This is a genomic window from Campylobacter sp. S4:11 (genome assembly GCF_024723695.1).
Taxonomy (GTDB): Bacteria; Campylobacterota; Campylobacteria; order Campylobacterales; family Campylobacteraceae; genus Campylobacter_D; species Campylobacter_D jejuni_C.
The window spans coordinates 1-23,905 of the sequence record NZ_JANQDC010000014.1; the positions used below are offsets into that span (position 1 = coordinate 1).

Annotated in this window: 26 protein-coding genes; 14 read left to right on the forward strand and 12 right to left on the reverse strand. The window is 29.1% G+C overall.

All coding sequences use genetic code 11. The annotated features are described in order from the left end of the window. The first annotated feature begins 160 nt into the window (after positions 1-160). A complete protein-coding gene (locus CAMP5053_RS05865) occupies positions 161-613 on the forward strand; it encodes a DUF411 domain-containing protein (protein ID WP_261545228.1) in 453 nt (150 codons plus the stop codon). A 10-nt stretch (positions 614-623) separates the two neighbouring features. Here the strand turns inward: CAMP5053_RS05865 and CAMP5053_RS05870 are convergent, their stop codons facing one another. The 3 genes from CAMP5053_RS05870 to exbB are packed head-to-tail and all read right to left on the reverse strand — an operon-like array spanning position 624 to position 2,087. After that, positions 624-1,277, reverse strand: coding sequence for an energy transducer TonB family protein (locus CAMP5053_RS05870; RefSeq protein WP_261545229.1), 654 nt, complete (start codon positions 1,275-1,277; stop codon positions 624-626). Beyond that, on the reverse strand, positions 1,274-1,663 hold the full coding sequence (exbD, locus tag CAMP5053_RS05875) for a TonB system transport protein ExbD (RefSeq protein WP_087700129.1): 390 nt from the start codon (positions 1,661-1,663) through the stop codon (positions 1,274-1,276). The genes CAMP5053_RS05870 and exbD overlap by 4 nt, the downstream gene beginning before the upstream one ends. Continuing rightward, a complete protein-coding gene (gene exbB, locus CAMP5053_RS05880) occupies positions 1,656-2,087 on the reverse strand; it encodes a TonB-system energizer ExbB (protein ID WP_261545230.1) in 432 nt (143 codons plus the stop codon). Before exbB ends, exbD begins: the two co-directional genes overlap by 8 nt. A gap of 155 nt (positions 2,088-2,242) precedes the next feature. Between exbB and cfrA the strand changes: the two genes are divergently transcribed. Beyond that, complete coding sequence (cfrA, locus tag CAMP5053_RS05885) at positions 2,243-4,333, forward strand: TonB-dependent ferric enterobactin receptor CfrA (protein ID WP_337217473.1); 2,091 nt, start codon at positions 2,243-2,245, stop codon at positions 4,331-4,333. On the opposite strand, the gene CAMP5053_RS05890 is transcribed toward cfrA, so the two are convergent. Both CAMP5053_RS05890 and rho read right to left on the reverse strand, forming a co-directional pair. After that, a complete protein-coding gene (locus CAMP5053_RS05890) occupies positions 4,330-5,862 on the reverse strand; it encodes a DNA polymerase III subunit gamma/tau (protein ID WP_261545232.1) in 1,533 nt (510 codons plus the stop codon). The two genes, cfrA and CAMP5053_RS05890, sit on opposite strands and share 4 nt — an antisense overlap. Before the next feature lie 2 nt (positions 5,863-5,864). Then, on the reverse strand, positions 5,865-7,169 hold the full coding sequence (rho, locus tag CAMP5053_RS05895; RefSeq protein ID WP_087700123.1) for a transcription termination factor Rho: 1,305 nt from the start codon (positions 7,167-7,169) through the stop codon (positions 5,865-5,867). Between the two features lie 175 nt (positions 7,170-7,344). On the opposite strand from rho, the gene CAMP5053_RS05900 reads away from it, so the two are divergent. After that, on the forward strand, positions 7,345-9,690 hold the full coding sequence (locus tag CAMP5053_RS05900) for a heavy metal translocating P-type ATPase (RefSeq protein ID WP_337217474.1): 2,346 nt from the start codon (positions 7,345-7,347) through the stop codon (positions 9,688-9,690). Then, the gene (ccoS, locus tag CAMP5053_RS05905) at positions 9,687-9,896 is read left to right on the forward strand and encodes a cbb3-type cytochrome oxidase assembly protein CcoS (protein WP_087700119.1); all 210 of its coding nucleotides are present in this window, start codon (positions 9,687-9,689) and stop codon (positions 9,894-9,896) included. The genes CAMP5053_RS05900 and ccoS overlap by 4 nt, the downstream gene beginning before the upstream one ends. 11 nt (positions 9,897-9,907) lie before the next feature. Here the strand turns inward: ccoS and CAMP5053_RS05910 are convergent, their stop codons facing one another. After that, a complete protein-coding gene (locus CAMP5053_RS05910; protein WP_087700117.1) occupies positions 9,908-10,213 on the reverse strand; it encodes a c-type cytochrome in 306 nt (101 codons plus the stop codon). 129 nt (positions 10,214-10,342) lie between these two features. Here CAMP5053_RS05910 and CAMP5053_RS05915 point away from each other — a divergent pair, with 129 nt between their 5' ends. From CAMP5053_RS05915 to gmhA, 4 genes are read left to right on the forward strand one after another with little or no spacing between them, the layout of a single operon-like run. Further along, on the forward strand, positions 10,343-10,858 hold the full coding sequence (locus tag CAMP5053_RS05915) for a D-glycero-alpha-D-manno-heptose-1,7-bisphosphate 7-phosphatase (protein ID WP_214126364.1): 516 nt from the start codon (positions 10,343-10,345) through the stop codon (positions 10,856-10,858). Beyond that, complete coding sequence (rfaD, locus tag CAMP5053_RS05920) at positions 10,855-11,808, forward strand: ADP-glyceromanno-heptose 6-epimerase (protein WP_087700115.1); 954 nt, start codon at positions 10,855-10,857, stop codon at positions 11,806-11,808. The genes CAMP5053_RS05915 and rfaD overlap by 4 nt, the downstream gene beginning before the upstream one ends. Beyond that, positions 11,801-13,174 carry a D-glycero-beta-D-manno-heptose-7-phosphate kinase gene (rfaE1, locus tag CAMP5053_RS05925; protein ID WP_337217475.1) on the forward strand — a complete coding sequence of 458 codons (1,374 nt, stop codon included), beginning with the start codon at positions 11,801-11,803 and terminating at the stop codon, positions 13,172-13,174. Before rfaD ends, rfaE1 begins: the two co-directional genes overlap by 8 nt. Next, positions 13,164-13,724, forward strand: a complete 561-nt coding sequence (gene gmhA, locus CAMP5053_RS05930) for a D-sedoheptulose 7-phosphate isomerase (protein WP_261545236.1) — start codon at positions 13,164-13,166, stop codon at positions 13,722-13,724. The genes rfaE1 and gmhA overlap by 11 nt, the downstream gene beginning before the upstream one ends. Before the next feature lie 7 nt (positions 13,725-13,731). Here the strand turns inward: gmhA and pyk are convergent, their stop codons facing one another. From pyk to CAMP5053_RS05960, 6 genes are all read right to left on the reverse strand, one after another. Then, positions 13,732-15,183 (reverse strand): pyruvate kinase, encoded by a 1,452-nt coding sequence (pyk, locus tag CAMP5053_RS05935; RefSeq protein ID WP_214100452.1) that lies wholly within the window; start codon positions 15,181-15,183, stop codon positions 13,732-13,734. 12 nt (positions 15,184-15,195) lie between these two features. Then, the gene (locus CAMP5053_RS05940) at positions 15,196-16,542 is read right to left on the reverse strand and encodes an FAD-dependent oxidoreductase (RefSeq protein ID WP_087700107.1); all 1,347 of its coding nucleotides are present in this window, start codon (positions 16,540-16,542) and stop codon (positions 15,196-15,198) included. Between the two features lie 109 nt (positions 16,543-16,651). After that, positions 16,652-17,275, reverse strand: a complete 624-nt coding sequence (locus CAMP5053_RS05945; RefSeq protein WP_087700105.1) for a type III pantothenate kinase — start codon at positions 17,273-17,275, stop codon at positions 16,652-16,654. Further along, positions 17,262-17,594, reverse strand: a complete 333-nt coding sequence (locus CAMP5053_RS05950) for a hypothetical protein (RefSeq protein WP_087700103.1) — start codon at positions 17,592-17,594, stop codon at positions 17,262-17,264. The genes CAMP5053_RS05945 and CAMP5053_RS05950 overlap by 14 nt, the downstream gene beginning before the upstream one ends. A gap of 1 nt (position 17,595) precedes the next feature. Further along, positions 17,596-18,591 (reverse strand): hypothetical protein, encoded by a 996-nt coding sequence (locus CAMP5053_RS05955; RefSeq protein ID WP_261545238.1) that lies wholly within the window; start codon positions 18,589-18,591, stop codon positions 17,596-17,598. Further along, positions 18,588-19,133 (reverse strand): hypothetical protein, encoded by a 546-nt coding sequence (locus CAMP5053_RS05960; protein ID WP_261545239.1) that lies wholly within the window; start codon positions 19,131-19,133, stop codon positions 18,588-18,590. The genes CAMP5053_RS05955 and CAMP5053_RS05960 overlap by 4 nt, the downstream gene beginning before the upstream one ends. A 149-nt stretch (positions 19,134-19,282) precedes the next feature. Between CAMP5053_RS05960 and gatC the strand changes: the two genes are divergently transcribed. From gatC to CAMP5053_RS05990, 6 genes are read left to right on the forward strand one after another with little or no spacing between them, the layout of a single operon-like run. After that, the gene (gatC, locus tag CAMP5053_RS05965) at positions 19,283-19,570 is read left to right on the forward strand and encodes an Asp-tRNA(Asn)/Glu-tRNA(Gln) amidotransferase subunit GatC (protein WP_039625566.1); all 288 of its coding nucleotides are present in this window, start codon (positions 19,283-19,285) and stop codon (positions 19,568-19,570) included. A 21-nt stretch (positions 19,571-19,591) separates the two neighbouring features. Then, positions 19,592-20,161 carry a CvpA family protein gene (locus CAMP5053_RS05970; protein WP_087700098.1) on the forward strand — a complete coding sequence of 190 codons (570 nt, stop codon included), beginning with the start codon at positions 19,592-19,594 and terminating at the stop codon, positions 20,159-20,161. Continuing rightward, a complete protein-coding gene (locus CAMP5053_RS05975; RefSeq protein ID WP_039617809.1) occupies positions 20,151-20,606 on the forward strand; it encodes a Fur family transcriptional regulator in 456 nt (151 codons plus the stop codon). The genes CAMP5053_RS05970 and CAMP5053_RS05975 overlap by 11 nt, the downstream gene beginning before the upstream one ends. Positions 20,607-20,617: 11 nt before the next feature. Continuing rightward, positions 20,618-22,120, forward strand: coding sequence for a lysine--tRNA ligase (gene lysS / locus CAMP5053_RS05980; RefSeq protein ID WP_087700096.1), 1,503 nt, complete (start codon positions 20,618-20,620; stop codon positions 22,118-22,120). Beyond that, entirely contained in the window at positions 22,121-23,362 is a 1,242-nt protein-coding gene (locus CAMP5053_RS05985) for a serine hydroxymethyltransferase (protein WP_087700093.1), read from the forward strand. Further along, complete coding sequence (locus CAMP5053_RS05990) at positions 23,359-23,904, forward strand: DUF1882 domain-containing protein (RefSeq protein ID WP_261545240.1); 546 nt, start codon at positions 23,359-23,361, stop codon at positions 23,902-23,904. Before CAMP5053_RS05985 ends, CAMP5053_RS05990 begins: the two co-directional genes overlap by 4 nt. Position 23,905 lies beyond the last annotated feature (1 nt).

The following is a 23,905-nucleotide window of genomic DNA, read 5'->3' on the forward strand; positions in this document are numbered from 1 at the left end:
TGGTTTTAGTTTTTGGTAAAGTTAATATTTGTAATAAGTATTTGTGAGTGAAATAGGAATATAATTTTGATTTTGGTATATTTTAAAATAAAAATTATTGGTTTTATAAAAAATATTAATTTTTATAATGTATTTTATCTTTTTTATTTTTGGAGGATATATGAAAAAATTATTTTTAACTTTATCGCTAGGTTTTACAACTTTATTGGCTAATGAAAAATTATTGAATATTTACGAAAGTCCTACTTGTGGATGTTGTGATCTTTGGGCTAATTATATGAAAGATAAAGGCTATAAAGTGCAAATACACAAAAGCGAGGATTTTTTAAAAATAAAAGAAAAAATGAATATTCAGCCTATGTATCAAAGTTGCCATACTGGCGTAATTGATGGTTATGCTATAGAAGGACATGTTCCTGAAGATGCAGTTGCTTGGCTTTTGAAAAATAAACCTGAAGATGTTATAGGTATTTCTGCTCCTGGTATGCCTCAAGGAAGTCCTGGGATGGAGCAAGGTTACGAAGAAGAATATCCTGTAGTTTTAATGCTTAAAAATGGAGATTATAAAATTTATGGGATCTATAAAGGACATAATTTAATCACGACAAACTAAGCAATTTTGCTTAGTTTATTTTATATATTAAGGGTATTCTTATATGAAAAGTTTTTTCATATTGTGGAAAATTCTTAGACGCTATACGTATAGTTTCTAAGGCACTATCGTTCAATAATTTATATTTTGATGGTTTTAATATTTTTAAGTTTAATAGATTTTTATCTTGAGTCCATGTGAATTCTACTAAAATTTCACCACTCATTCGCATTTTTTTGGCTTGTCTAGGATAGATTAAAGCTTCATCTATAGCTTGTTTGACTTCTTTTAAAAGTTCATTGTTATTAGTTAAAGATATGCTTTCTTGAGAAGTTGTTGGAGTGTTTTTTTCTTGGGTTAAAGTTTTTTGAGGTTTTATTTCTTCATTTAATTGATTTGTTATCTTGGTATTAGTTAAAGTATTTACTTTTTTAGGTTGAATAACAGATTTTTCTTTTGTTTGTTCTAGTTTTTTTATTTTTTCTTGTTTAGGCTGTTCGGTTTTTGCTTTAGGAGAATCTTGTAAAAACTGTTTTATAGCTATATTAAATTTTGCCTCTTTTGTAGTGCTGTGTTGTATATGCAAAAAATTCTTGGTATGAATAAAAACAAAAAATAAAGGTAAAAAGAGAAATAAAGTGATAAAAAATGACTGATTTTTATGATTATTTATAAATGTTTTCATCTTTTTTGCTCTGTTAAAATTTGAAAATTTTCATGATTTTTATTTTTTAAAATATCAATAATTTTTACAAAACTTTCAAATTTTGCTTCTTTATCACTTTTTAATTCCACTAAGGTTTTAGAATCTATAGTGTCAAATTTTACTTTTATTTCTTCTAGGGAGATTGCTTTTCCATCGATATAAAATTTATTTTCTTTATCAATCAAAATACTCACTTTGTCCTTGTTTTCATTTATGGAATTTGAATTTTCGCTTTGTGGTAGATTGATTTTGATTTCACCATGTGCGATAAAAGTGGATATGCTTAAAACAATAGCTAGTAAAACAAGCATTATGTCTATAAAAGGAATGATGTTTAAACCTTCATTTTTTGGTAATTTAAGCATTTTTATCCTTAAAAATACGATATGCATTACTCAAGGTTGATATTTTTCTAAGCAATCCATTATAAGCCATTAAAGAAGGAATGGCAACTAAAATTCCCAAAGCAGTAGCCTTTAAGGCTAGTGATAAACCAATAACAATAGATTTAACATCAATATTCCCACTTGCACCCATATCATAAAATGTAATCATAATCCCCACTACAGTTCCCAAAAGTCCTACATAAGGAGCATTAGTGTAAATGATATAAAGCATAGTAAGATTTTCACTAATTGCATCATCAAATTTTTCTTGATATTGATAATCATTTAGTTTAATTTTTCTAAAAAACAATATACGTTCTATAGTACACCATATAGCAATAAATGCCATTATCCCTAAAACTACAAATATAATTAAATCAATATAAGTTTTTAAAAATTCCATCATATCCTCATTTTAAATTTTTTGTGATTATATTACTAAAAGTTAAATTTTTTATTAATAACAATTATCATAATTGATACAATAAATTTATTTTAAATTAATAATTATTATCATAATATTCCAGTTTTGAAAATTTATTTATAAGAAAGGAAATAATGAAAAAACATTGTTTATCGTTTTGTGTTGCTAGTTTTTTGGTTTGTAATGCTTTATCGCAAGAAGTTTTATTAGATAGCTCCATAGTAAGTGCTTCTGGTTTTTCTCAAGATATTAAAGAAGCTCCTGCTACTATAAATGTGATTAGCAAAAAAGATTTAGAAAGTAAGCCTTATAGAGATGTTGCCGAAGCTATTGCTGATATTCCTGGTGTGGATTTATTTGCTAGCAAGGGAAAAACTGGATCTTATAACATTACCATGAGAGGTATTACCGGATACACTTTAATTTTAATCGATGGGCGCCGTCAAGGGATAGGTGGAGAAGTCGGGCCTAATGGTTTTAATGAAATTTCAAATTCATTCCTACCTCCAATTTCTAGCATAGAAAGAATAGAAGTAATCAAAGGACCAATGAGTACTTTATATGGCTCTGAAGCTTTAGGTGGTGTTGTAAATATCATCACAAAAAAAATAAGCGATAAATGGGAAACATCAGTTAGTTTAGATAGTATTTTTAATGCACATAAAGAATGGGGTAATACTTATGGCACAAGTATATATTCAAGTGGTCCATTGATGAATGATCGACTGGGATTAACTTTACGTTTTAGAGAGTTTTATAGGGAGCAATCTAATGTTGAATTTAGCAATGGGAGTGGTCAAAGAGTACAAGGTAATCAAGCACAAAGTCCTACAAAAGCAAATAATTTTAATTTAGGAACTCGGTTAAATTATTTAGTAGATGATTATAATACCTTGATATTTGATATTGATTTTTCAAGAAATCATTATGATAATAAAAAAGGACAACTAGGAACGCTGACTAAACCATCTGGTGATAATGGGGCCTTAACAGGTGGCTATACAGACACTATGCAAGTAGATAAGTTGGTAACTTACCTAAGTCATGAGGGTGTGTATGAAGATTTTTCGATTACTTCTACCTTGCAGTATAACCGTGTAAGTAATGATGGACGCGAGGTGGTTGGTCAAAAAACACAACCATTTTTAGGACAAAATAGAAATATAGTTGCTGAAGATATTATTTTAGATACAAAATCAGTTATTCCTTTAGGTCAAAGCCATATTTTAAGCGTGGGTGGTGAATATAGACTTGAAAAAATGCAAGATAAAATCGCTAATCCTACTAATTTTGATCAGTATTTATTAGCTTTTTTTGCAGAAGATGAGTATAGTATAAGAGATGATTTAAGATTTACTTTTGGTGCAAGATATAATTATCATGAAATTTTTGGAAATAATATTTCTCCAAGAGCTTATTTGGTTTATAATCCCACTAGCGAACTTACTTTAAAAGGTGGTGTTTCAACAGGCTTTAGAACCCCATATGCTAATAGATTGATAGCTGGTGCTTATAATTATAGCGGACAGGGTAAATATCCTATGTATGGAAATCCGAATTTAAAAGAAGAAACCTCGCTTAATTATGAACTAGCTGCTGTTTATAATAATGATTTATTTTATATTTCAGCAACTGGCTTTTTAACAAATTTTAAAGATAAAATTTCTAGTCAAAAATTCGGCAAAGATAGTATGATTTCGAGTATTGGAAAATGCGAGGCTGATATATGCTATCAAGCGATTAATCATGGCAAGGTTGAATATAAGGGTATAGAGCTTGGAGCGGGGATTACTCCTATAGAGCATTTAAATTTAGATCTAGCTTATACTTATCTTGATAGTGAAGTAAAAGATGCACAAGATAAGGCTGTGATAGGAAAACCAGAAATTGATAGTTTAAAACACAATATCGTGTTAAAAGCAAGTTATAATATCTTTAATAAATTCACTTCATGGGTAAAAGGTGAATGGCAAATAGATCGTTATATGGGTGATACAAATATTAATAGAGAATATTATCAAGATGTCTTTCTAGCTTCTATGGGTGTGCGTTATGATATTAATAAAAAATGGAACATTAATGCAGCAATTTATAATCTTTTTGATAAAAGTTTTACAAATGATTGGGATTCTTATAAGAGTGATGGCAAAGATGTTTGGGTAAATACTTATAATCGCATAGAAGAGGGAAGAAGAATTTATATTTCAATCAATGGTAGTTTTTAATTTTGTATTGTCGGAGGACCAAAGAGCTTGTTAAGAGCTTCTTTGGTTTCATCTTTAGGATCATATTTTTTAGCGTCTTTTTTAAAATTTTCAAAATGCTCATTTAAATTTGGAGTGCTTTTTACTTCTTGTTTTATAGGGGTTTTGAATATATCTTGTAGTTTTTGAGTATCTATGGTTTCTATTTTTTGAATTTTAATTTGTGTTTTTTCTCCAAAAAGCTCATGAAGTAATGTTTTGATTAATTTAAAACCATTGTTTAAAACCATTCTATCATCATCTTTAGCATGTGAACTAATACTTAAAATATTACCTTCAAAAGAAATAAACTGCGTGGTTTTTTTGAAAACTTCAGCTAAGTCATAATCTCTTTTATATATTGCTTTTAAGAGATTTTCATAAGGACTAAGCTTTTCTTCTTTAAGAGTTTGTTGAATAGAAGGAATTTCTTGTTGTTTTGGACTTGGTATGTTATCTTGTTTTGAACCTTTAATAGCCTCATCAATGCCTTTTAGATAAGTTGCCTCTATAAGCATGAAAGCCATAACGCAAAGTACAAAACTATCATCATCACTAGAATTTAACATAGTCTTAGCACGTGAAAGAATTCTAAAAAATCTTTCATAAATTAACATAGAAAAAAGATTGTTTTTGGCAAAAAATGCTTCTTTTAGAAAAAATATCATCTCATCAATAACATTGTTTGCTTCATAATCTTCAAATTCTTTTAAAAACTCAAGAACTTTATCTTTATCACTAGCTAAAATGGCTTGATAAAATTCTTCAATTTTAGCTGGATCTAAAAAGCCTAGCATAGCGGTGATTTTTTGTGTTTGTATATTATTTTGGCAATATACTATGGCTTGATCTAGCAAGGTTAAGGTATCTCTTAAAGAACCATTTCCACTTCTTGCAATGAGTTTTAAAGCTTCTTTTTCATAACTAATATTTTCTTTTTCTAAAATCCATTCAAGATGATTTAAGATATCATGGGTAGAAATTTGCTTAAATCTAAAATGCTGTGTTCTTGAAAGAACTGTAGCAGGAAGTTTTAAAGGATCGGTTGTTGCTAGTATAAATTTTACATAACTTGGTGGCTCTTCTAAGGTCTTAAGTAAAGCATTTGCAGCTTGTGGGGTAAGCATATGCACTTCATCGATAATAAAAATTTTAAATCTAGCTAAAGATGGAGCGTATTTGACTTGTTCGATAAGCTCTTGTATATCTTCTAAGCTTCTATGGCTTGCTGCATCCATTTCTATAATGTCTATATTAGAACCATTAAGCGAAGATAAGCATTGAGAGCATTCTCCACAAGGGTTAGCACTTGGTCCCTTTTCGCATACTAGGGCTCTTGAAAAAATTCTTGCACTTGAAGTCTTTCCACTTCCACGTAGTCCTGAAAACAAATAAGCATGTGCTAAACGGTTGTTTTCAAGAGCATATTTTAAGCTTGTAGAAACAGTATTTTGCCCTACAAGTTCATTGAAATTTTTTGGTCTGTATTTAACAGCAAGAGCTTGAAGCATTGCTACTCATTCATGATAGATAATAACTCTTCATTGCTTTTAGTTTTTAGCATTTTAGAGTATAAGAATTTTAAAGCCTCTATGTCATCCATTTGCGAAATAGCTGATCTAATTGCCCAAATTTTTTGAAGTTTTTCAACACCTTGGAGCAATTCTTCTTTTCTAGTTCCTGATTTTATGATGTTAATTGCAGGGTAAATTCTTCTGTCTGAAATATTTCTATCAAGAACGATTTCACTATTTCCCGTTCCTTTAAATTCTTCAAAAATTACTTCATCCATTCTTGAGCCTGTTTCTATCAAAGCAGTTGCTATAATGGTTAATGAGCCACCATGCTCTATATTTCTAGCTGCACCAAAAAAGCGTTTTGGTTTATGTAAGGCATTTGCATCAACCCCACCACTTAAAACCTTGCCACTACTTGGTGTGGCAGTGTTATAAGCTCTTGCTAATCTTGTAATAGAATCAAGCAAAATAATAACATCTTTACCTGTTTCTACCATTCTTTTTGCTTTTTCTATAACAAGTTCAGCTACTCTAACATGATTATAAGCAGGTAAATCAAAAGTTGAGCTAAAAACCTCACCTTTAACACATCTTTGCATATCTGTAACTTCTTCAGGACGCTCATCTACCAAAAGTACAATCAAATGAGCCTCTGGGTGATTTTTAGCAATAGCAGTAGCTAGTTCTTTCATTAGCTCAGTTTTACCAGTTCTTGGAGGTGCCACAATTAAGCTTCTTTGACCTTTTCCTATAGGAGCAAATAAATCAAGCATTCTACCTGTTAGTTTTAAAGGATCGTATTCTAATTTGATTTTTTCAGTTGGAAAAATTGGAGTAAGATTGTCAAATAAAGGTCTTTCTCTAGCTTCTTTTAATGGAAGATAATTAATCGCTTCGATTTTTAATAAAGCGTAGTATTTTTCTTGATCTTTTGGTTCTCTAACTTGACCAGTAACTATATCTCCAACACGCAGAGCAAATTTGCGAATTTGTGAATTTGATACATAAGCATCATTTACACTGTCACTTAAATTTGAATCCATTCCACGTAAAAAGCCATAGCCTTCAGGTGAAATTTCTAAAATCCCCGTAAAGAGTATAAAGCCACCTTTTTTGGTTTGTGCTTTTAGAATTTCAAAAATAAGATCTTGTCTTCTAAATTCTCTTGGATTTTCTATTTCTGCTTCATTGGCGATTTTAACTAAGCTTTCTAGATCAAGCAACTTTAAATCTTCTATCTTGTAACCTTCCACTGGAACGTGTGTTCTTTGATGTTGTTTTTTTTCTTTTGTATTTTCCATGTATCCTCTAAAATGTAGAAAATGTAGTATTTAATAATAAATAAGAGATTTTATTCAAAAAAATGCTTCTTTGTCAAATTTTTAAAATTATAATATAGCTTTGTAAATAATTTTTAAAATAGTGATTTTAAAAAAATGATAAAATATTGTAAAAAATTATTAAAGAAAGTATAAGATGAAATGCAAACACTGCCAATTAAGCTTTAGACAAGATCAAATGATAGAAAAAAATGGAAGTTATTTTTGCTGTAAAGGTTGTGAGAGTGTTTATGAGATTTTACAAGAAAATAATTTGGAGGAATTTTATGAAAAACTTGGCAATCAAACCCTAACCCCTGCGATAATAGAACACAATGTTAAAGATTATGAAAAATACATACAAAAAACCAAAGAAGGTTTTAGTGAGGTTTTTTTACTTATAGAAGAAATTCATTGTGCTGCTTGTGTTTGGCTTAATGAAAAAATTCTCATTAAAAGTGAAGGGGTGATAGAAGTTGATATTAATTCTATTACTCATAAGGCTAGAATTATTTTTGATGAAAAAAGCATAAATTTAGCAAAAATTATCCAAAGTATAGAAAGTATAGGTTATAAAGCTAGTGTGTATTTGCCTACAAAGAATGAACAAAGAGCAACTCAAACCAAAAGAGATTTTTATGCAAAATTAATAGTTGCTATAGCTTGCGTGATGAATATCATGTGGATATCTGTAGCTAAGTATGCTGGATTTTTTAGTGGCATGGAAGCTGATACTAAGGATATTTTACATTTTGCTGAATTTTTACTTTGCACTCCTGTGCTTTTTTACACAGGCTCGATTTTTTATAAAAATGCCTATTATGCTTTGAAATTTAAAAGTGTTAATATGGACACTTTGGTAATTAGTGGAGCAAGTTTAGCTTATATATATTCAGTGTGGGCAATGTTTTCAAGAGCTTCGCAAGTGTATTTTGATTCTGTGGCGATGATTATTTGTTTTGTTTTTATAGGAAAGTACTTAGAGCTTTTAAGTAAGAAAAAAGCTCTTGATACGCTTGATCATTTACGATCATTTTTAAGTAATGAAGTAAGGGTATTAAAAAATGACAAAATAGAAAATATTGATATAGAAGAAGTGCAAATAGGAGATATTATAGAGTTAAAAGAAGGCGATAGGGTTTTAATAGATGGAGTGTGTATTAGTGGTAATATTAGCTTGGATATGTCTAGTTTAAGCGGAGAGAGTTTACCGCTTGATGTGCAAAAAGATGATATGATTTATTCTGCTTCTTTGGTTTTAAGCGGGAATGCTTTATATAAGGCAAATGCACTTTATAAGGATTCTAAATTAGCTAGAATTATTAATTTACTCGAAAACTCAAGTTCAAAAAAAGCTAAAATAGAAAAAATAGTGCAACAAGTAAGTAAGTATTTTTCGCCTATTATCTTAACTTGTGCTGTGCTGTGTTTTGCTTTTACTTTTTTTGTATTAAATTTAGGTTTTGAGGAGGCTATGATACGTATGGTTTCTGTGTTAATCATAGCTTGTCCATGTGCTTTGGCTTTGGCTACTCCGGTGGGTTCTTTAGTGGCAATTAGTGCTGGTTTGAAAGAAAAAATTTTATTTAAAGAAGCAGGTGTTGTAGAAGATTTGAGTAAGTGTAATGTGGCTGTATTTGATAAAACAGGGGTTTTGACAAAGGCTAGTTTGGAAGTTAAAAAAAGCTTTTTGGATGAAAGGTTAGATAAAAATGAGTTATTAAATTTCTTACACCTAACTAACCATCCAGTAGCTAAAAGTATTTTGAAATTTTTAGATGAAAAAATTGATAGTAGAATAGAATTTGAAAAAGTTCAAAATTTTCAAGCAAGAGGTTATAAAGCTTTTTTGGGTAAAGATGAATTTTTGGGAGGAAATGAGAAATTTTTTAAAGAAAATCATATGCAAGTACAAGAATTTCAAACCACGCATTTTATATTTGCTAAAAATAAAATTATATTAGCAGTTTTTGAATTAGAAGACAGTATGAGAGAAAGTTCTGAAGAGTTGATTGAATTTATGAAAGAATGCAAAATGCAAATTTATATGTTAAGTGGTGATAATTTACCTGCTGTGAGTAAGGTGGCCGAAAAATTAAAAATAAATAATTTCAAAGCTTCATGTATGCCAGAAGACAAAATGCAAACAATAGCCAACTTAAATCAAACAAGTAAGGTTTTAATGGTAGGAGATGGGGTAAATGATGCTTTAGCACTTTCTTATGCAGGTGTTGGGGTTTCTTTAAAAGAAGGTTCTGAGCTTGCTATGGAAAATAGTGATATTATATTGTTAAAAAACGATCTAAAAAGCTTACAAAAGGCTATACAAATAGCTAAAAAAACTTATCAAATTATTAAACAAAATTTAGCTTTTTCTTTATTTTATAATGCCTTGAGCATGCCTTTAGCTTTTTTTGGTTTGATCAATCCTTTAATTGCGGCTTTATCGATGTCTTTTAGTAGTATAATAGTGATTTTAAATGCTTTAAGGATTAAAAAATGAATGGTGTTTTAATGATGATGATAGGTGTTTCTTTGATTGCTTTATTTTTGGCAATTTGTGCTTTGCTTTGGGGTATAAAGAATAAGCAATTTGATGATGATTATAAATTTACTATTTTAAATGATAGTGAAGACGCTTTAAATGATGCAGTGATTTTAGAAAAAAGAAAAAAAGAAGCTTTAGAAAAGAACAAAAAACAGCCATAAAGGCTGTTAAATTATTTTTTTAAGCTTTCGATATAATCTTCAATTGCTTTAAAATCTGCTTCTGTTAAACCTTTAAGATTAATTTTCATGATCGCTCCTTGACCATAAGCATTTCTTTTACCTGCTGCATAATCTTTCATGTATTGTAATCTTTCAGCTGCAGTTAAAGTATTTAAAGCAGGAACTTTGTTAAGATAAACTTTATCTGCTTTAGCACCATGACATACTGCACACTTTTTATAAAGTGTAGCACCATCTGCAGCAAAAGCTGAAACACCAAGACACGCTAAAGCTGATAAAACAAGTAGCTTTTTCATTATATCACTCCTATATAAATTGAAAATAAAATGCGTTTAATTATAAGCTTTTTTTATTTAAAGTCGCTTAAAAAACTTTTTTACTTGATAAATTATAAAATCTTAAAAAAAATACATTATAATTTTTTTATGGAAACTAAGGCATTATTTTTAGATAGAGATGGTATTATAAATACTGATAAAAAATATGTTCATAAGATCAGTGATTTTGAATTTTGTGATGGTATTTTTGAACTTTGCGAATTTTTTCAAAAGCAAAATTTTTTAATTTTTGTAGCTACTAATCAATCAGGTATTGCAAGGGCTTATTATAGTGAAAAAGATTTTGAAATTTTAAGTTCATATATGTTAGGTGAGTTTTTAAAAAGAAATATTAAAATAGAAAAAATTTATCACTGCCCACATCTAGAAAATTGCGAATGTCGTAAACCAAAACCTGGTATGTTTTTAAAAGCACAAAAAGAATTTAATATAGATTTTTCTCAATCTTTTTTTATAGGGGATAATTTAAGTGATATGCAAGCTGGAATTAATGCTGGTATAAAAAATCTATTTTTAATCAATGAAAATTATAATGATGATGAAAATTATAGAGTGTTTAAAAATTTAAAAGAACTTTTGCATTATTTAAAGGATAGAAAATGAAAATAGTGATAACAGGTGGAGCAGGTTTTATAGGCTCTGCACTTGCTTTAGAACTTCAAGATAAACATGAAGTTTTAATTGTAGATAAAATGCGCTCAAGCGCTACTTTTGAAAATGGAAATTTAGAAAGTTTTGGTCATTTTAAGAATATTTTAGATTTTGAAGGTGAGCTTTATGTAGGTGATATTAATGATGAAAAAACTTTAAAAGTTATAAAAGCTTTTAAACCTGATGTGATCTTTCATAAGGCTGCAATTTCAGATACAACTGTTTATGATCAAAATAAAGTTTTAAAGACTAATTTAAACACTTTTAAAGATTTTATAGAACTTGCTTTGGAGCTTAATGCAAAACTAATCTATGCAAGTTCGGCTTCAGTTTATGGAGATGCTCCAAGCCCACAAACTGTAAATTTAAGTGAAGCCCCTAAAAATCCTTACGCATTTTCAAAATTAATGATGGATAAATTAGCAAAAAAATACTTTGATAAAATACATATAGTCGGGCTTAGATATTTTAATGTATATGGTAAGGGAGAATTTTTTAAAAATAGCACTGCTTCTATGATTTTGCAATTTGGACATCAAATTTTAGCGGGTAAAAGTCCGCGTTTGTTTGAAGGAAGCGATCAAATTTATCGTGATTTTGTGTATATTAAAGATGTTGTGAGCGCAAATTTGCAAGCTTTAGAAGCAAAAAGTGGAATTTATAATGTAGCTACAGGCAAGGCAAGAACTTTTCAAGATATAGTTGATATTTTACAAAAAGAATTAAATACTAATTATCCTTGTGAATATATTTCTAATCCTTATAAAAACGCTTATCAATTCCATACCCAAGCAAAACTAGATGAGAGCTTTTCGTATAGAGCTAAATTTAGTCTTGAAGAGGGAATAAAAGATTATTTAGATGAGATTAAAAGGCTTTATGAAAAGGAAGTAAATGCTTGATTTTTTGAGTTCTAAAAAGCCAAAAATTTTAGTTGTTGGGGATTTTATGGTGGATCATTATATATGGTGTGATTGCACTAGAATTTCCCCAGAAGCTCCTGTAATGGTGATGAAATCACAAAAAGAAGATAAAAGACTAGGTGGAGCTGGTAATGTATATGCAAATTTAAAAAGTCTTGGCGCTGAGGTTTTTGCTCTAGGACTTGTGGGTGATGATGAGAGTGGGAGATTTTTAAAAGAGAATTTAAATGCAAAATTATTAGTAGAAAAAGGTAGAAAAACCCCTCTTAAGAGCAGGGTTTTATCACATTCTCAGCAAGTTTTAAGACTTGATGATGAGAATGATTTTGATACTAAATTAGAAGATGAAATTATCCAAGAGTATAAAAAAATCGCAAAAGATTATGATGCAATTATTTTGAGCGATTATGCTAAAGGAGTTTTAACTTCAAAAGTAACAAAAGCTTTGATAGAGCATGCAAATACTTTAAATTTACCTATTTTGATTGACCCAAAAGGAAGTGATTTTAGTAAATATCAAAATGCAACCTTGCTAACTCCAAATAAAAAAGAAGCTATTCAAGCTTTGGGTGTAGAAAAAATTGATAATTTAGAAAAAGCTTTAAAAAAATTAAAAGATGATTTAAATCTAGCTTATTCTATTATAACTTTATCTGAAGAAGGAATAGCACTTTTTGATGAAAAATTGTATATTATTCCTGCAAAAGCCTTGGAAGTTTATGATGTAACAGGAGCTGGAGATAGTGTTATAGCTATGCTTGCTTATGCTTTGGCCTTAAAAGTTGATATTGTAAAAGCGTGCGAGCTAGCAAATGATGCAGCAGCTGTTGTAGTAGCAAAAGTAGGAAGTGTGAGTGTAAGTTTAGAAGAGATTAAAAATCTAAAAAAAGCTTCTTTTGAAGATAAAATTAAAAACAAAGAAGAGCTTGTAAAATTAATACAAAATCAAAAAGTAGTTTTTACCAACGGATGTTTTGATATTATGCATTATGGTCATATAAAATATCTTGAAAAAGCTAAAAAATTAGGAGATATCTTAGTTATAGGTTTAAATTCAGATGAAAGCGTAAAAAGACTAAAAGGAAGCTCAAGACCTATAAATTTAGAGTTCCAACGTGCATGTATGCTTGCGAGTATGTATTTTGTAGATTATGTAGTGATTTTTAATGAAGATACTCCTTATGAATTAATAGAGTTTTTAAAGCCTGATGTGTTAGTTAAAGGAGCTGATTATAAAGGCAAAGAAGTGGCGGGCTCAAATTTAGTAAAAAAAGTAGAATTAATTGACTTTGAAGATGGATTTAGCACTACTAATATAATTAATAGGATTACAAATGATAAATAAAATTGAAAAGGAATTTATTCAACATCAAAAAACTTTAGAACAAAGTTTGAATTTAAAAGAGCAAATTGCTATGGTTGCTCAAGAGTTAAAAGTATGTTTGGAAAATGGAGGGAAAATTTTAATTTGTGGAAATGGTGGAAGTGCTGCAGATAGCCAACATTTTGCAGCTGAACTTAGCGGAAGATATAAAAAAGAAAGAAAGGCTTTAGCTGCTATTGCCCTAAGCACTGATACTTCTGCTTTAAGTGCTATAGGAAATGATTATGGTTTTGAATTTGTTTTTTCAAGACAAGTTGAAGCTTTAGCTAATAATAATGATGTATTGATTGGAATTTCTACTAGTGGAAAAAGTCCAAATGTGATCAAAGCTTTTGAAAAAGCCAAGGAAGTTGGTGCTAAGTGTATAGGGCTTAGTGGAAAGGGTGGTGGAGTGATGAATGCATTATGTGAATATAATATAGTCATTCCAAGTGATGATACGGCTAGAATCCAAGAAATGCATATTTTAATTATACACTGCTTATGTGATTTGATAGAAGAAGAATATTAAGTTTGGGTTATTTTCCCAAACTTAAATAATATTCAATTTGATCTTTTTGTAAAATTCTAATTAAATTTGTACTTCCTGCGACACCTACTGGAAATCCTGCGGTAAGAGTGTAAACTCCATCTTTTTTCATAAGGCCTTTTTCAACTCCAAGTTTTACAGAATTGCTTAAAAGTTCTGTTAAATTTTCATGTTTTTCTATTAGTATAGCAGGTTGAACTCCCCAAACTATACTTAAAAAATTTAAAGCTTTTTTAGAATGAGTAATAGCTATGATATCCATTTTTGGACGATATCTTGCTGTTTTAACTGCAGAAGCACCACTACTTGTGATGGTAAAAATTGCATTTGCATTTAAATCGGTTGCTAGTTGCGTGCTTGATTTAGCAATGATATCAGTTTCATTAAAACATTTAAAATTTTCAAATTTTTCATAAGGGTAATTTTTTTCTGTTTCAATGATAGTTTGGGTCATAATATCAACTGCATTTGCCGGATCAATCCCTACTGCACTTTCTTCGCTAAGCATAACTGCGTCAGTACCATCAAGTACTGCATTAGCAACATCTGAAATTTCAGCTCTTGTGGCAGTTTTTGATTTTGCAAGTGAAAAAAGCATTTGAGTAGCAGTAATGACAGGTTTATTAGCCTCGTTGGCTTTTTTAATGATGAGTTTTTGTATATTTGGCACTCTATAATAAGGCACTTCAATACCTAAATCTCCTCTTGCAACCATTATCCCATCGCTACAATTTATGATTTCATCGATATTTTCAACAGCATCAAATTTTTCTATTTTTGCAAAAATAGCAATTTTAGCATTATTTTCATCAAGTATTTTTTTAACTTCATCAATATCATGAGCATTTTGCACAAAAGATATGGCTAAAAAATCAACATCATTCTTAATACCCCACGCAAGATCGTCTTTATCTTTTTGAGTGATAACATCGATATTGATTTTTGTATTTGGAAAATTAATTCCTTTGTTTGAGCTAAGCACCCCACTATTTTCTACTTGGGTTTGGATAAAATCTTTTTCAACTTGTATAACTTTAGTTTTTATAGAGCCATCACAAAGGTAGATATATTCCCCAACCTTTAGCATAGAAAGAATTTCAGGATGATTAATACAGACTTTATAATGTTCATTAGAAAGTTTTTCACCTTCAAAAGTATCTTTGTAAAAGTCTAGTCTATCTCCATTTTTTAGCTCAAAAGCTTCTGGAATCTTTAAGGTTCTAATTTTTGGCCCACTAATATCTTGTAAAATTCCAATTCTTGCATTAAGTTCAGCTGCTACTTTTCTAATAGTAGTTAAGTTTTTACTATGATACTCATGGGTTCCATGTGAAAAATTTAAGCGAAAAACATTCACTCCATTAATAATCATTTGTCTTATTGTAGCCTCATTTTCGCTTGCTGGCCCAATCGTTGCAACTATTTTTGTTTTTTTTAACATTTATTATCCTTTTTATAGTAGTTCGCTAGTAAATAAATCCTCATTAAAATTAGCACCTAAATATTGACAAATAAGTTTTGCATCTCTATAGCCATTACCAAGACAGCTTGTAGCACCTGGACTTGGTGTCATATTGAAAATTATACCTGGAATTTCAGTGATGCTTGCCTCGCCAAGCATTAATTCTCCTGCTTTTTTATCAAGCACTTGAGGGCGTACTCCGCCAAAGTTTTTAGCATAGTAAATATCATCTGTTTTTAAACTAGGAACTATTTTTTTGGCATCTTTTACAAAAAGTCTTTTATTGATATAAGGAATTTCAAACAAATAATTATAAAGAATATAATTTCTAATAGTAGAATCTTTAAAAAGATTAAAACAAATTTTAACTACATTCATATCTAAATTTAATGTTTTGAAAAATTCAGGTAGTGATTTAAAGCCATGATATCTTTCTAGCATAGGAATAACTAAAGCAGTAGGACCAAAGCGCGTATTCATATTAGCTAATAAATCAGGATCACCATGTAGTGCTGCAAATGGGAGTTTTGGATTTTGTACCATATAAACTTTACCATTTAAAATTTTTCTTTTTGCCATGTAAAAACTTCCTGCAACAGGAAAGCAAGATTTATCTAATCCTATGCCCATTTTATGTGCTAAAAATAAAGAATGCGCTCCCGCATTTACTATAATCGATTTTGCACTATATTCTTTAAAATCTCTTGTTTTTATATAAAAAATATCATCTTTTTTTTCTATAAAAACAACTTCTTGATTATAAGCTACATGGGTATTTTTACCTTGTTTGCAAGCTTGTTCTATAAGATTTTGACTCATTAATCCAAAATCTACCGTGGTGTAAATTTCACCTTCTTCTACACCCATAGCTACTATATTATCTGCTCTATCATTGATGCTATCTTCACCTAAGACAACATTGGGTTCTATTTGTTTAATATCATTTTTGGTATAAAATTTAATATAAGGATATAATTCTTTAAATTCTTCATATCTATTTTTCATATACTCGCATTCTTTATCTCCAACTGCAAGTGCAAGTTTTTGGTGTGAGTGCATAAATTTATTTTGTGCATTTTGCAAAAGACCGTATTTAACAATCATATCTGCAGTTTTTTTGACTTTTTTTGCTTTTTCTAAGGTATAGTTTGTTTCTATATCGCCACAGTGGATAGTTTGCGAATTGCTTGTGCTATGACTATTTAAAGTTGCGGCATTATTATATTTTTCTAATAAAGCAATACTTTGAATATTTGTATATCTAGCTAGCTCATAAAATGCCGCAGCACCAGAAATCCCACCGCCAATTACTACGGTATCAAAATGTTTTTGATCCATTGTTGTCAATTCCTTTTGTATGTTTACTTTTGCTAATGATATCAAAATATAGTTGTTTTGAGTTTAAATAAAGCTTATAATTTTAAGAGTGGGGGTGCAGAAATAAATTTTAAAGTATAAAATTTTCACAAACAGCTTTTTTCATACCTCTAAAAATTAAAAATTTATCATAAATAGCATAGTCAAAAAAATTTGCGAGAAATTGTCCATCACCGCCGGTAAAATACAATTTTTTACCATATGCACTATCTTTTATGAGTAAATATATGCTTTTAAACACACCATAACTTAAAGCATCAACAGTTCTTTGGGGAAAAGCATCAAAATTTATTTGGGTATTTAATTCATATTTTAAACGTGATGAAATATTAGAAAAAGATTTTTTGTAGCTTTCAATACCAGGAAGAATAAATCCGCCAAGATGAATAGAATTAGAGATAATATCTACAGTAATTGCAGAACCCGCATCAACTACAACACCATCTTCTATAGTATAGCAAGCTGCTATTCTATCGACCCCTAAATTATCATAAATAGTATCAAAGTTAAAATATGGAGCAAGATTGATAAATAAGGGATTTTGTTTCAATCTTTGCTCTAAATTTGGATTAACATTGATATAAAATACTTTCTGTGTTGGCTCATATTGTAAAAACTGTTCTATACTCATAGAATGAAATTTTTGCTCGTTTAAAAAACTTGCGGTTGTATTGCCAATATCACATAAAAGCATAGCTTTTAATCCCTTTGGTAGCTAAATATTCTTTTGCTTTTGAGCAAATTAAAGCTTGATGAAAAATAAAATAATTTTTGAAATTTAAATTTAGAGTTTGGTTTATATTTTGAAAAATACTTTCAAATTCTAGACATTCTTTTGTTAAAATTTTACTTTTCGCAAAAGAAAATAAAATTAAGCAGTATTGCTTACTTGTATTTTCTCCATAAATGCAAATTGTTTTTTTCTTTTTGCTAAAAACATGAATATCTAAAGACTTAGTGTTTTTTAAAATAATCCCATGTTTTATAAGAATATCACTAAGTTCTTGATTCATTTTAGTTTAATTGCAAAAATTTATTTTGATAGAAAAATTTACCATTAACCATAAAACTTTTCTCATCAACAGCTTCATTGAGTGGATATACTATGTAATCTTTTAAATTTGTATTCAGTTTAATTAAATAGCCTGTTTTTTCAAAAATATATAAAGAGTTGTTATATAAGGTACTTTTAGAAAATAGAGCAAATTGAAATTTTACTTCATCAATTTTTCTAAGATTATAATCATTTTTAAGAATTCTTCCATCTTTTGTAAGTATGAAAATTTCACTATCATTGGTATTTACTTCTTTAATATTTTCGTTTAAATATAAGGTTCTATTTGGAGTGACAACAATGATTTTTTGTGCTGTTGCAGCAACCATTGTATCATTTTTTACATGAAGATAAATAATATTGTTAAAAAACTCTTCACTGCTTACTAAAATCTCTTTGCTAACTTTTAATGTGCTTTTGTTAAGTATAGCTAATTTTCCATTAAGCATAGGATATATTATAATAGTATTTAAAAAATAAGGATTAGCATAACGACTATCTTGAGCATAGGATGTGCCTAAGTTTTGAAGCATTCTGATACCAAGGTTTTTATTTGCATATACTAAAGTATTACTAGCTAAAACCAAAGCTATATCATCTCCATCTATACTCGCACTTACCACGCTTTCGTTAAATTTATGAGAAAATAATTCTTCACCTTGTAAATTTAAGATTTTAAAGTTTCCATTATCATCAGCTATGATGATTTCTTCTAAATACGCATTTAGGATATGATAATTTTTATCTAGTTTAAAATTAATAATATTACCCATGCTATCTACAAAGGAATTATTGCTTAATTGTGCTATATTGTTATTGAAATTGATAATTTTACCGTTAACATTTTGAGAACTATAAGGAAGTTGTTCTGTTTGTGTTGGTTGATAATACTCCCTTTTTGTGCCACAAGCACTAAAAAATATTAAAGTGATAATAAATAAATAAAAGTGTTTCATTTTATTCCTTGGTAATGTTTTAAGCTTGTAATAATTTGCCATAAGGGAGAATTTATAGGTATTTTATTAAATTCTATATCTGCATTTTTAAAATCATTTTGTTTTAGAAATTCAAAACCTGCTAGCAAGGTATTATAATCTTTTAAAAATTCTGACTTTTGATTATTTTGAGCAAGTACTATTTGTTTTAACAAAGGATCTATATTAAGATTTAAAGTTTGGTTAAGATCTTGATTGTTTTGACCCATGATGAATATGGTATATAAATTTGCATTTTTTTGTTTTAATTCTTCGAGTAATTTTTGATCTGAAGGATTTTTTAATAAATTATTAAAAATTATATTACTTTCTTGAATATTACTTTCTTGTTTTAGATTATAAAAATAACTTCCACTAAAATATGCAATTAAAAGCACAATAATTGCAATGAAATAGTATTTGTATTTTTTTATAAAGCGTTCGGATTTAATAAAATTTTCCATCATTTGCTCTTGAGAGCTTAATTCTTCTTGGACTGCTTTTAAGTTTTCTTTTAAAGCCATATTTTCCCTTTTTTAGCAAGAATAAACATTATTTATTGTTTTAAGTCTATAATTGTAACATATAAAAATGAAAAAATAAATGATTTTATGTTATAATTTTTAATCTAAAAAGAGTTTTCTTGGATATAAATTAAAAATTAAGGTAAATCATGCAAATTGATGATAAATTATTGACTAAACTTGAAAAGCTAAGTGCTTTAAAAATTGCTGATGAGAAAAGACAAGAATTAGAAGAACAATTAAGTCAAATTGTTAATTTTGTAGAAAAATTAGATGAATTAAAACTTGATGATGTGGAAGCTATGACAAGCACTACAAAAGGTGGAACGCCATTTAGACTAGATGAAAGTATAAAATCTGAAGTATTTGATGTAATTAGCAAGCATGCTCCAAATTCTCAAGATGGATTTTTTATAGTTCCTAAAATAATTGAATAAAATATTTGGAGTTTAGTGTAGATGGAAAATTTTTCGTGGTTTGATGTATTTGTTTTGGGCTTAACTGTGATTTTAGGCTTGAAAGGTTTAGTAAGTGGTTTATTTAAAGAAATTTTTGGCTTGTTAGGTATAGTTGGTGGGGTTTTACTTGCTTCAAGATATGCTAAAGAAGTAGCAGAAATTATCAATAATAATTTTTATGCAATTGAAAATGAAAATCTTGCAATTTTTGCAGGTTTTTTAGCTTTATTGATTGTGATATGGATAGCATGTATGGCTTTGGGAAATATATTATCAAAAATGTTTAGCATGAGTGGTCTTGGTTTTATAGATCGTATTGGTGGATTTTTATTTGGTAGTGCTAAAATATTTTTAATTTTTGCTATTTTGGTGGCTTGCATTAATAATATAGAATTTTTAAATTCAAGTTTAGAAAAATATGCAAAAAATAGTCAAACCTTGGATTTACTTAGAAAAACAGGTGAATATATAATGAATACTAATTTTACTCAAAATGGTTTAGATAAAATACAAGAACAACTTATAGATTCTAATATAAGTCTAAATTCGGAGGTAGACAATGCAAATTGAAAATATAGAATACGATGTTTTGCTTGAGCGTTTTAAAAAAACACTTAAAGACAATGGCCTAAAATATACCAAGCAAAGAGAGGTGCTTTTAAAAACTTTATATAATAGTGATATGCATTATACTCCAGAAAGTCTATATGTAGAAATAAAGCAAAAAAATCCCGAATTAAATGTAGGCATTGCAACAGTTTATAGAACTTTAAATTTATTAGAAGAATCAGGTATGGCTACTTCTATATCTTTTGGTGCTTCAGGAAAGAAATTTGAACTTGCAAATAAACCTCATCATGATCATTTAATTTGTAAAAGTTGTGGTGAGATTGTAGAATTTGAAAATCCTATTATCGAACAACAACAAATGTTAATCGCAAAAGAATATAATTTTAAATTAACAGGACATTTAATGCAACTTTATGGTCTATGTCCACAATGTAGTAAAAAATAAAGGTATATTTAATGTTTGATAATATTTTAGAGCAACAAAAAATTCAAAAAGCGCAAGAACTAAAAGAACTAGGAATCAACCCTTATCCGCATTTTTTAAAAAAAGAAATGAGTATAGATGAGTATAAGGTTAAATTTGCTTACGTTAAAGATATGGAAAATCAGCGCGATGAAAATGCTCATGGAGTATTAGCAGGAAGATTAAAACTTCTTAGAATAGCTGGTAAATCGGTATTTGCTAATATAGAAGATGAGCAAGATAATTTACAAATTTATTTTAATCAAAACATTTTAGGGGAAGAATACTTTGCTATTTTGAAAAAATATCTTGAAGTAGGGGATATTGTTTTGGTTAAAGGTTTTCCTTTTATGACTAAAACAGGAGAATTTAGTCTTCATGTAGAACAAATTCAAATAGCTACAAAAGCCATAGTGCCTTTACCGGAAAAATATCATGGATTGACAGATATTGAGCAAAGATATAGAAAAAGATATCTTGATATGATTATGAATAGTGAGGTAAGAAAAGATTTTATTTTGCGTTCTAAAATTGTTTCTTATATTAGATCTTTTTTTGATAATAAAGGATTTTTGGAAGTTGAAACACCAATGATGCATCCTATTGCAGGGGGAGCAAATGCAAAGCCTTTCGTGACTTATCACAATGCTTTGGGCGTGGAAAGATTTTTAAGAATTGCCCCAGAATTATATCTAAAACGTTTGATTGTAGGTGGTTTTGAGGCGGTTTATGAGATTAATAGATGTTTTAGAAATGAAGGGATGGATTTAACGCATAATCCTGAATTTACTACAATCGAGTTTTATTGGGCTTATCATAATTATCATGATTTAATGGATTTGACAGAAGAGCTTTTTGCGATGCTTTTAGATAAGTTAAATTTAGATAAAAAACTTGAATTTGATGAAAAAATAATTGATTTTTCTAAGCCATTTGAAAGAATTACTTATAAAGATGCATTAAAAAAATATGGTGGTTTAGATGATGAGCTTATTAACAATAAAGAATTAATTTTAGAAAAGCTAAAAAAAGACGGCTTTGAAGCTAATGAAAAATTAGAATTAGGTCATTTACAAGCTGAACTTTTTGATAATTATGTTGAAGATAAATTGATTGATCCTACTTTTGTGATAGATTTTCCTATTTCTATAAGTCCTTTGTCTAGAAGAAGTGATAAAGACAAAGATATTGCTGAAAGATTTGAGTTGTTTATCGCAGGTAGAGAAATTGCTAATGGATTTAATGAGCTTAATGATCCACTAGATCAATATGAGAGATTTTTAAAGCAAATTGAAGCAAAAAATGCAGGCGATGAAGAAGCATGTGAAATGGATGAAGATTTTGTTAATGCGCTAGGTTATGCTATGGCGCCAACCGCAGGTCAAGGTATAGGAATAGATAGATTGGTTATGCTTTTAATTAATAAAAAATCAATTCGTGATGTAGTACTTTTCCCAGCTATGAGACCACTTAAAAATGAGATAAAAGGAGAGTAAATGTTGGAAAAATTTGATAAAGAAATTTTTGATTTAACCCAAAAAGAGCTAGCAAGACAATGCGATGGTCTTGAAATGATAGCAAGTGAAAATTTTACCATACCAGAAGTTATGGAGGTAATGGGTAGCATTTTAACAAATAAATATGCAGAAGGCTATCCTGGTAAAAGATATTATGGCGGATGTGAATTTGTAGATGAGATTGAAACGATTGCTATAGAAAGATGTAAAAAACTTTTTAATTGTAATTTTGCCAATGTACAACCTAGTTCAGGCTCACAAGCAAATCAAGGTGTGTATATGGCATTATTAAATCCTGGTGATAGAATTTTGGGTATGGATTTAAGCCATGGAGGACACCTAACTCATGGCTCTAAAGTAAGTTCTTCTGGAAAGGTTTATGAAAGCTTTTTTTATGGAGTTGAGCTTGATGGAAGAATTAATTATGATAAAGTGAGAGAGATAGCAAAAGAAGTTAAGCCAAAACTTATCGTTTGTGGTGCTAGTGCTTATCCTAGAGTGATTGATTTTGCTAAATTTAGGGAAATAGCAGATGAGGTTGGTGCGTACTTGTTTGCTGATATTGCACATATTGCAGGTTTAGTTGTAGCAGGCGAGCATCCTAGTCCATTCCCTTATGCTCATGTTGTAAGCTCTACTACACATAAAACTTTAAGAGGTCCAAGGGGTGGGATTATTATGTGTAATGATGAAGAAATTGCTAAAAAGATAAATTCTGCAATTTTCCCAGGTATTCAAGGTGGTCCGCTAATGCATGTAATTGCTGCTAAGGCTGTTGGGTTTAAATATAACCTAAGCGATGAGTGGAAAATTTATGCTAAGCAAATTATTAAAAATACTGCTACTTTAGCACAAGTTTTAATAGATAGAAAATATGATTTAGTAAGTGGTGGCACTGATAATCATTTGATTTTATTAAGTTTTTTAAATAAAGAATTTAGCGGTAAGGATGCAGATTTAGCGCTAGAAAGAGCAGGTATTACAGCTAATAAAAATACTGTTCCAGGTGAAACTAGAAGTCCTTTTGTAACGAGTGGTTTAAGACTTGGGACAGCAGCTTTAACGGCAAGAGGCTTTAAAGAAGAGCAAATTGCTACTGTTGCAAATTATATAGCTGATATTTTAGATGATATACAAAATACTAAATTACAAGAAGAAATCAAGGTTAAACTGAAGGATTTAGCAAGTAATTTTATTATTTATGAAAGGGCTTTATTTTGATTACAACAATGGATTTAGCTTTAATTAAAATGGTTACAAGCCATTATTATATAAAGCGTGATACTATAATAAATAAATACGAATACAAGGGTAGAATTTTCTTTGACAAATTTGAGAAAGTCAATGCTCCATTAACTGCTAGTGTTATACAAGAGCATATGGAAAAAAAGATAATCGTGGCACATTCTTTGATCAATAGTTTTGATAAAGTTGAAAATATTGTATTTGATTATAATGGTTTTAATGCGGAGCGTTTTTGGCATAGAGCACAACTTATTTTAAGAGAAGAAGGTTTTATTAATTTTACTGCTTATAGAACAAGAACTAATAATCATTTGCATTTATATATCCATAAAGGACATACAACCTTTAATGAGGCTTGTTCTTTGGGTTCAAAATTATCTTTACTTTTTTCTCAAAAAATGCCTGTAGAGTGGAAAGTTTTTCCTAGTATGGATATACCTAGAGAATTTAATATTTTAACCCTACCCTATGAAGTTTATCAAAAAGAACGCGGTGCTTCTTGGTCTAAACATATGTAAT

Coding starts and splice junctions, on each gene's coding strand:
- rho (WP_087700123.1), bottom strand. CDS start 7,169: ATGGAAAATACAAAAGAAAAAAAACAACATCAAAGAACACACGTTCCA.
- CAMP5053_RS05915 (WP_214126364.1), top strand. CDS start 10,343: ATGGAAACTAAGGCATTATTTTTAGATAGAGATGGTATTATAAATACT.
- CAMP5053_RS05890 (WP_261545232.1), bottom strand. CDS start 5,862: ATGCTTCAAGCTCTTGCTGTTAAATACAGACCAAAAAATTTCAATGAA.
- CAMP5053_RS05955 (WP_261545238.1), bottom strand. CDS start 18,591: ATGAAACACTTTTATTTATTTATTATCACTTTAATATTTTTTAGTGCT.
- gatC (WP_039625566.1), top strand. CDS start 19,283: ATGCAAATTGATGATAAATTATTGACTAAACTTGAAAAGCTAAGTGCT.
- CAMP5053_RS05950 (WP_087700103.1), bottom strand. CDS start 17,594: ATGAATCAAGAACTTAGTGATATTCTTATAAAACATGGGATTATTTTA.
- CAMP5053_RS05960 (WP_261545239.1), bottom strand. CDS start 19,133: ATGGCTTTAAAAGAAAACTTAAAAGCAGTCCAAGAAGAATTAAGCTCT.
- exbD (WP_087700129.1), bottom strand. CDS start 1,663: ATGCTTAAATTACCAAAAAATGAAGGTTTAAACATCATTCCTTTTATA.
- cfrA (WP_337217473.1), top strand. CDS start 2,243: ATGAAAAAACATTGTTTATCGTTTTGTGTTGCTAGTTTTTTGGTTTGT.
- CAMP5053_RS05910 (WP_087700117.1), bottom strand. CDS start 10,213: ATGAAAAAGCTACTTGTTTTATCAGCTTTAGCGTGTCTTGGTGTTTCA.
- lysS (WP_087700096.1), top strand. CDS start 20,618: ATGTTTGATAATATTTTAGAGCAACAAAAAATTCAAAAAGCGCAAGAA.
- rfaE1 (WP_337217475.1), top strand. CDS start 11,801: ATGCTTGATTTTTTGAGTTCTAAAAAGCCAAAAATTTTAGTTGTTGGG.
- CAMP5053_RS05985 (WP_087700093.1), top strand. CDS start 22,121: ATGTTGGAAAAATTTGATAAAGAAATTTTTGATTTAACCCAAAAAGAG.
- CAMP5053_RS05940 (WP_087700107.1), bottom strand. CDS start 16,542: ATGGATCAAAAACATTTTGATACCGTAGTAATTGGCGGTGGGATTTCT.
- CAMP5053_RS05970 (WP_087700098.1), top strand. CDS start 19,592: ATGGAAAATTTTTCGTGGTTTGATGTATTTGTTTTGGGCTTAACTGTG.
- exbB (WP_261545230.1), bottom strand. CDS start 2,087: ATGGAATTTTTAAAAACTTATATTGATTTAATTATATTTGTAGTTTTA.
- gmhA (WP_261545236.1), top strand. CDS start 13,164: ATGATAAATAAAATTGAAAAGGAATTTATTCAACATCAAAAAACTTTA.
- CAMP5053_RS05865 (WP_261545228.1), top strand. CDS start 161: ATGAAAAAATTATTTTTAACTTTATCGCTAGGTTTTACAACTTTATTG.
- CAMP5053_RS05945 (WP_087700105.1), bottom strand. CDS start 17,275: ATGCTTTTATGTGATATTGGCAATACAACCGCAAGTTTTTTAAACGAG.
- CAMP5053_RS05975 (WP_039617809.1), top strand. CDS start 20,151: ATGCAAATTGAAAATATAGAATACGATGTTTTGCTTGAGCGTTTTAAA.
- rfaD (WP_087700115.1), top strand. CDS start 10,855: ATGAAAATAGTGATAACAGGTGGAGCAGGTTTTATAGGCTCTGCACTT.
- CAMP5053_RS05870 (WP_261545229.1), bottom strand. CDS start 1,277: ATGAAAACATTTATAAATAATCATAAAAATCAGTCATTTTTTATCACT.
- CAMP5053_RS05900 (WP_337217474.1), top strand. CDS start 7,345: ATGAAATGCAAACACTGCCAATTAAGCTTTAGACAAGATCAAATGATA.
- pyk (WP_214100452.1), bottom strand. CDS start 15,183: ATGTTAAAAAAAACAAAAATAGTTGCAACGATTGGGCCAGCAAGCGAA.
- ccoS (WP_087700119.1), top strand. CDS start 9,687: ATGAATGGTGTTTTAATGATGATGATAGGTGTTTCTTTGATTGCTTTA.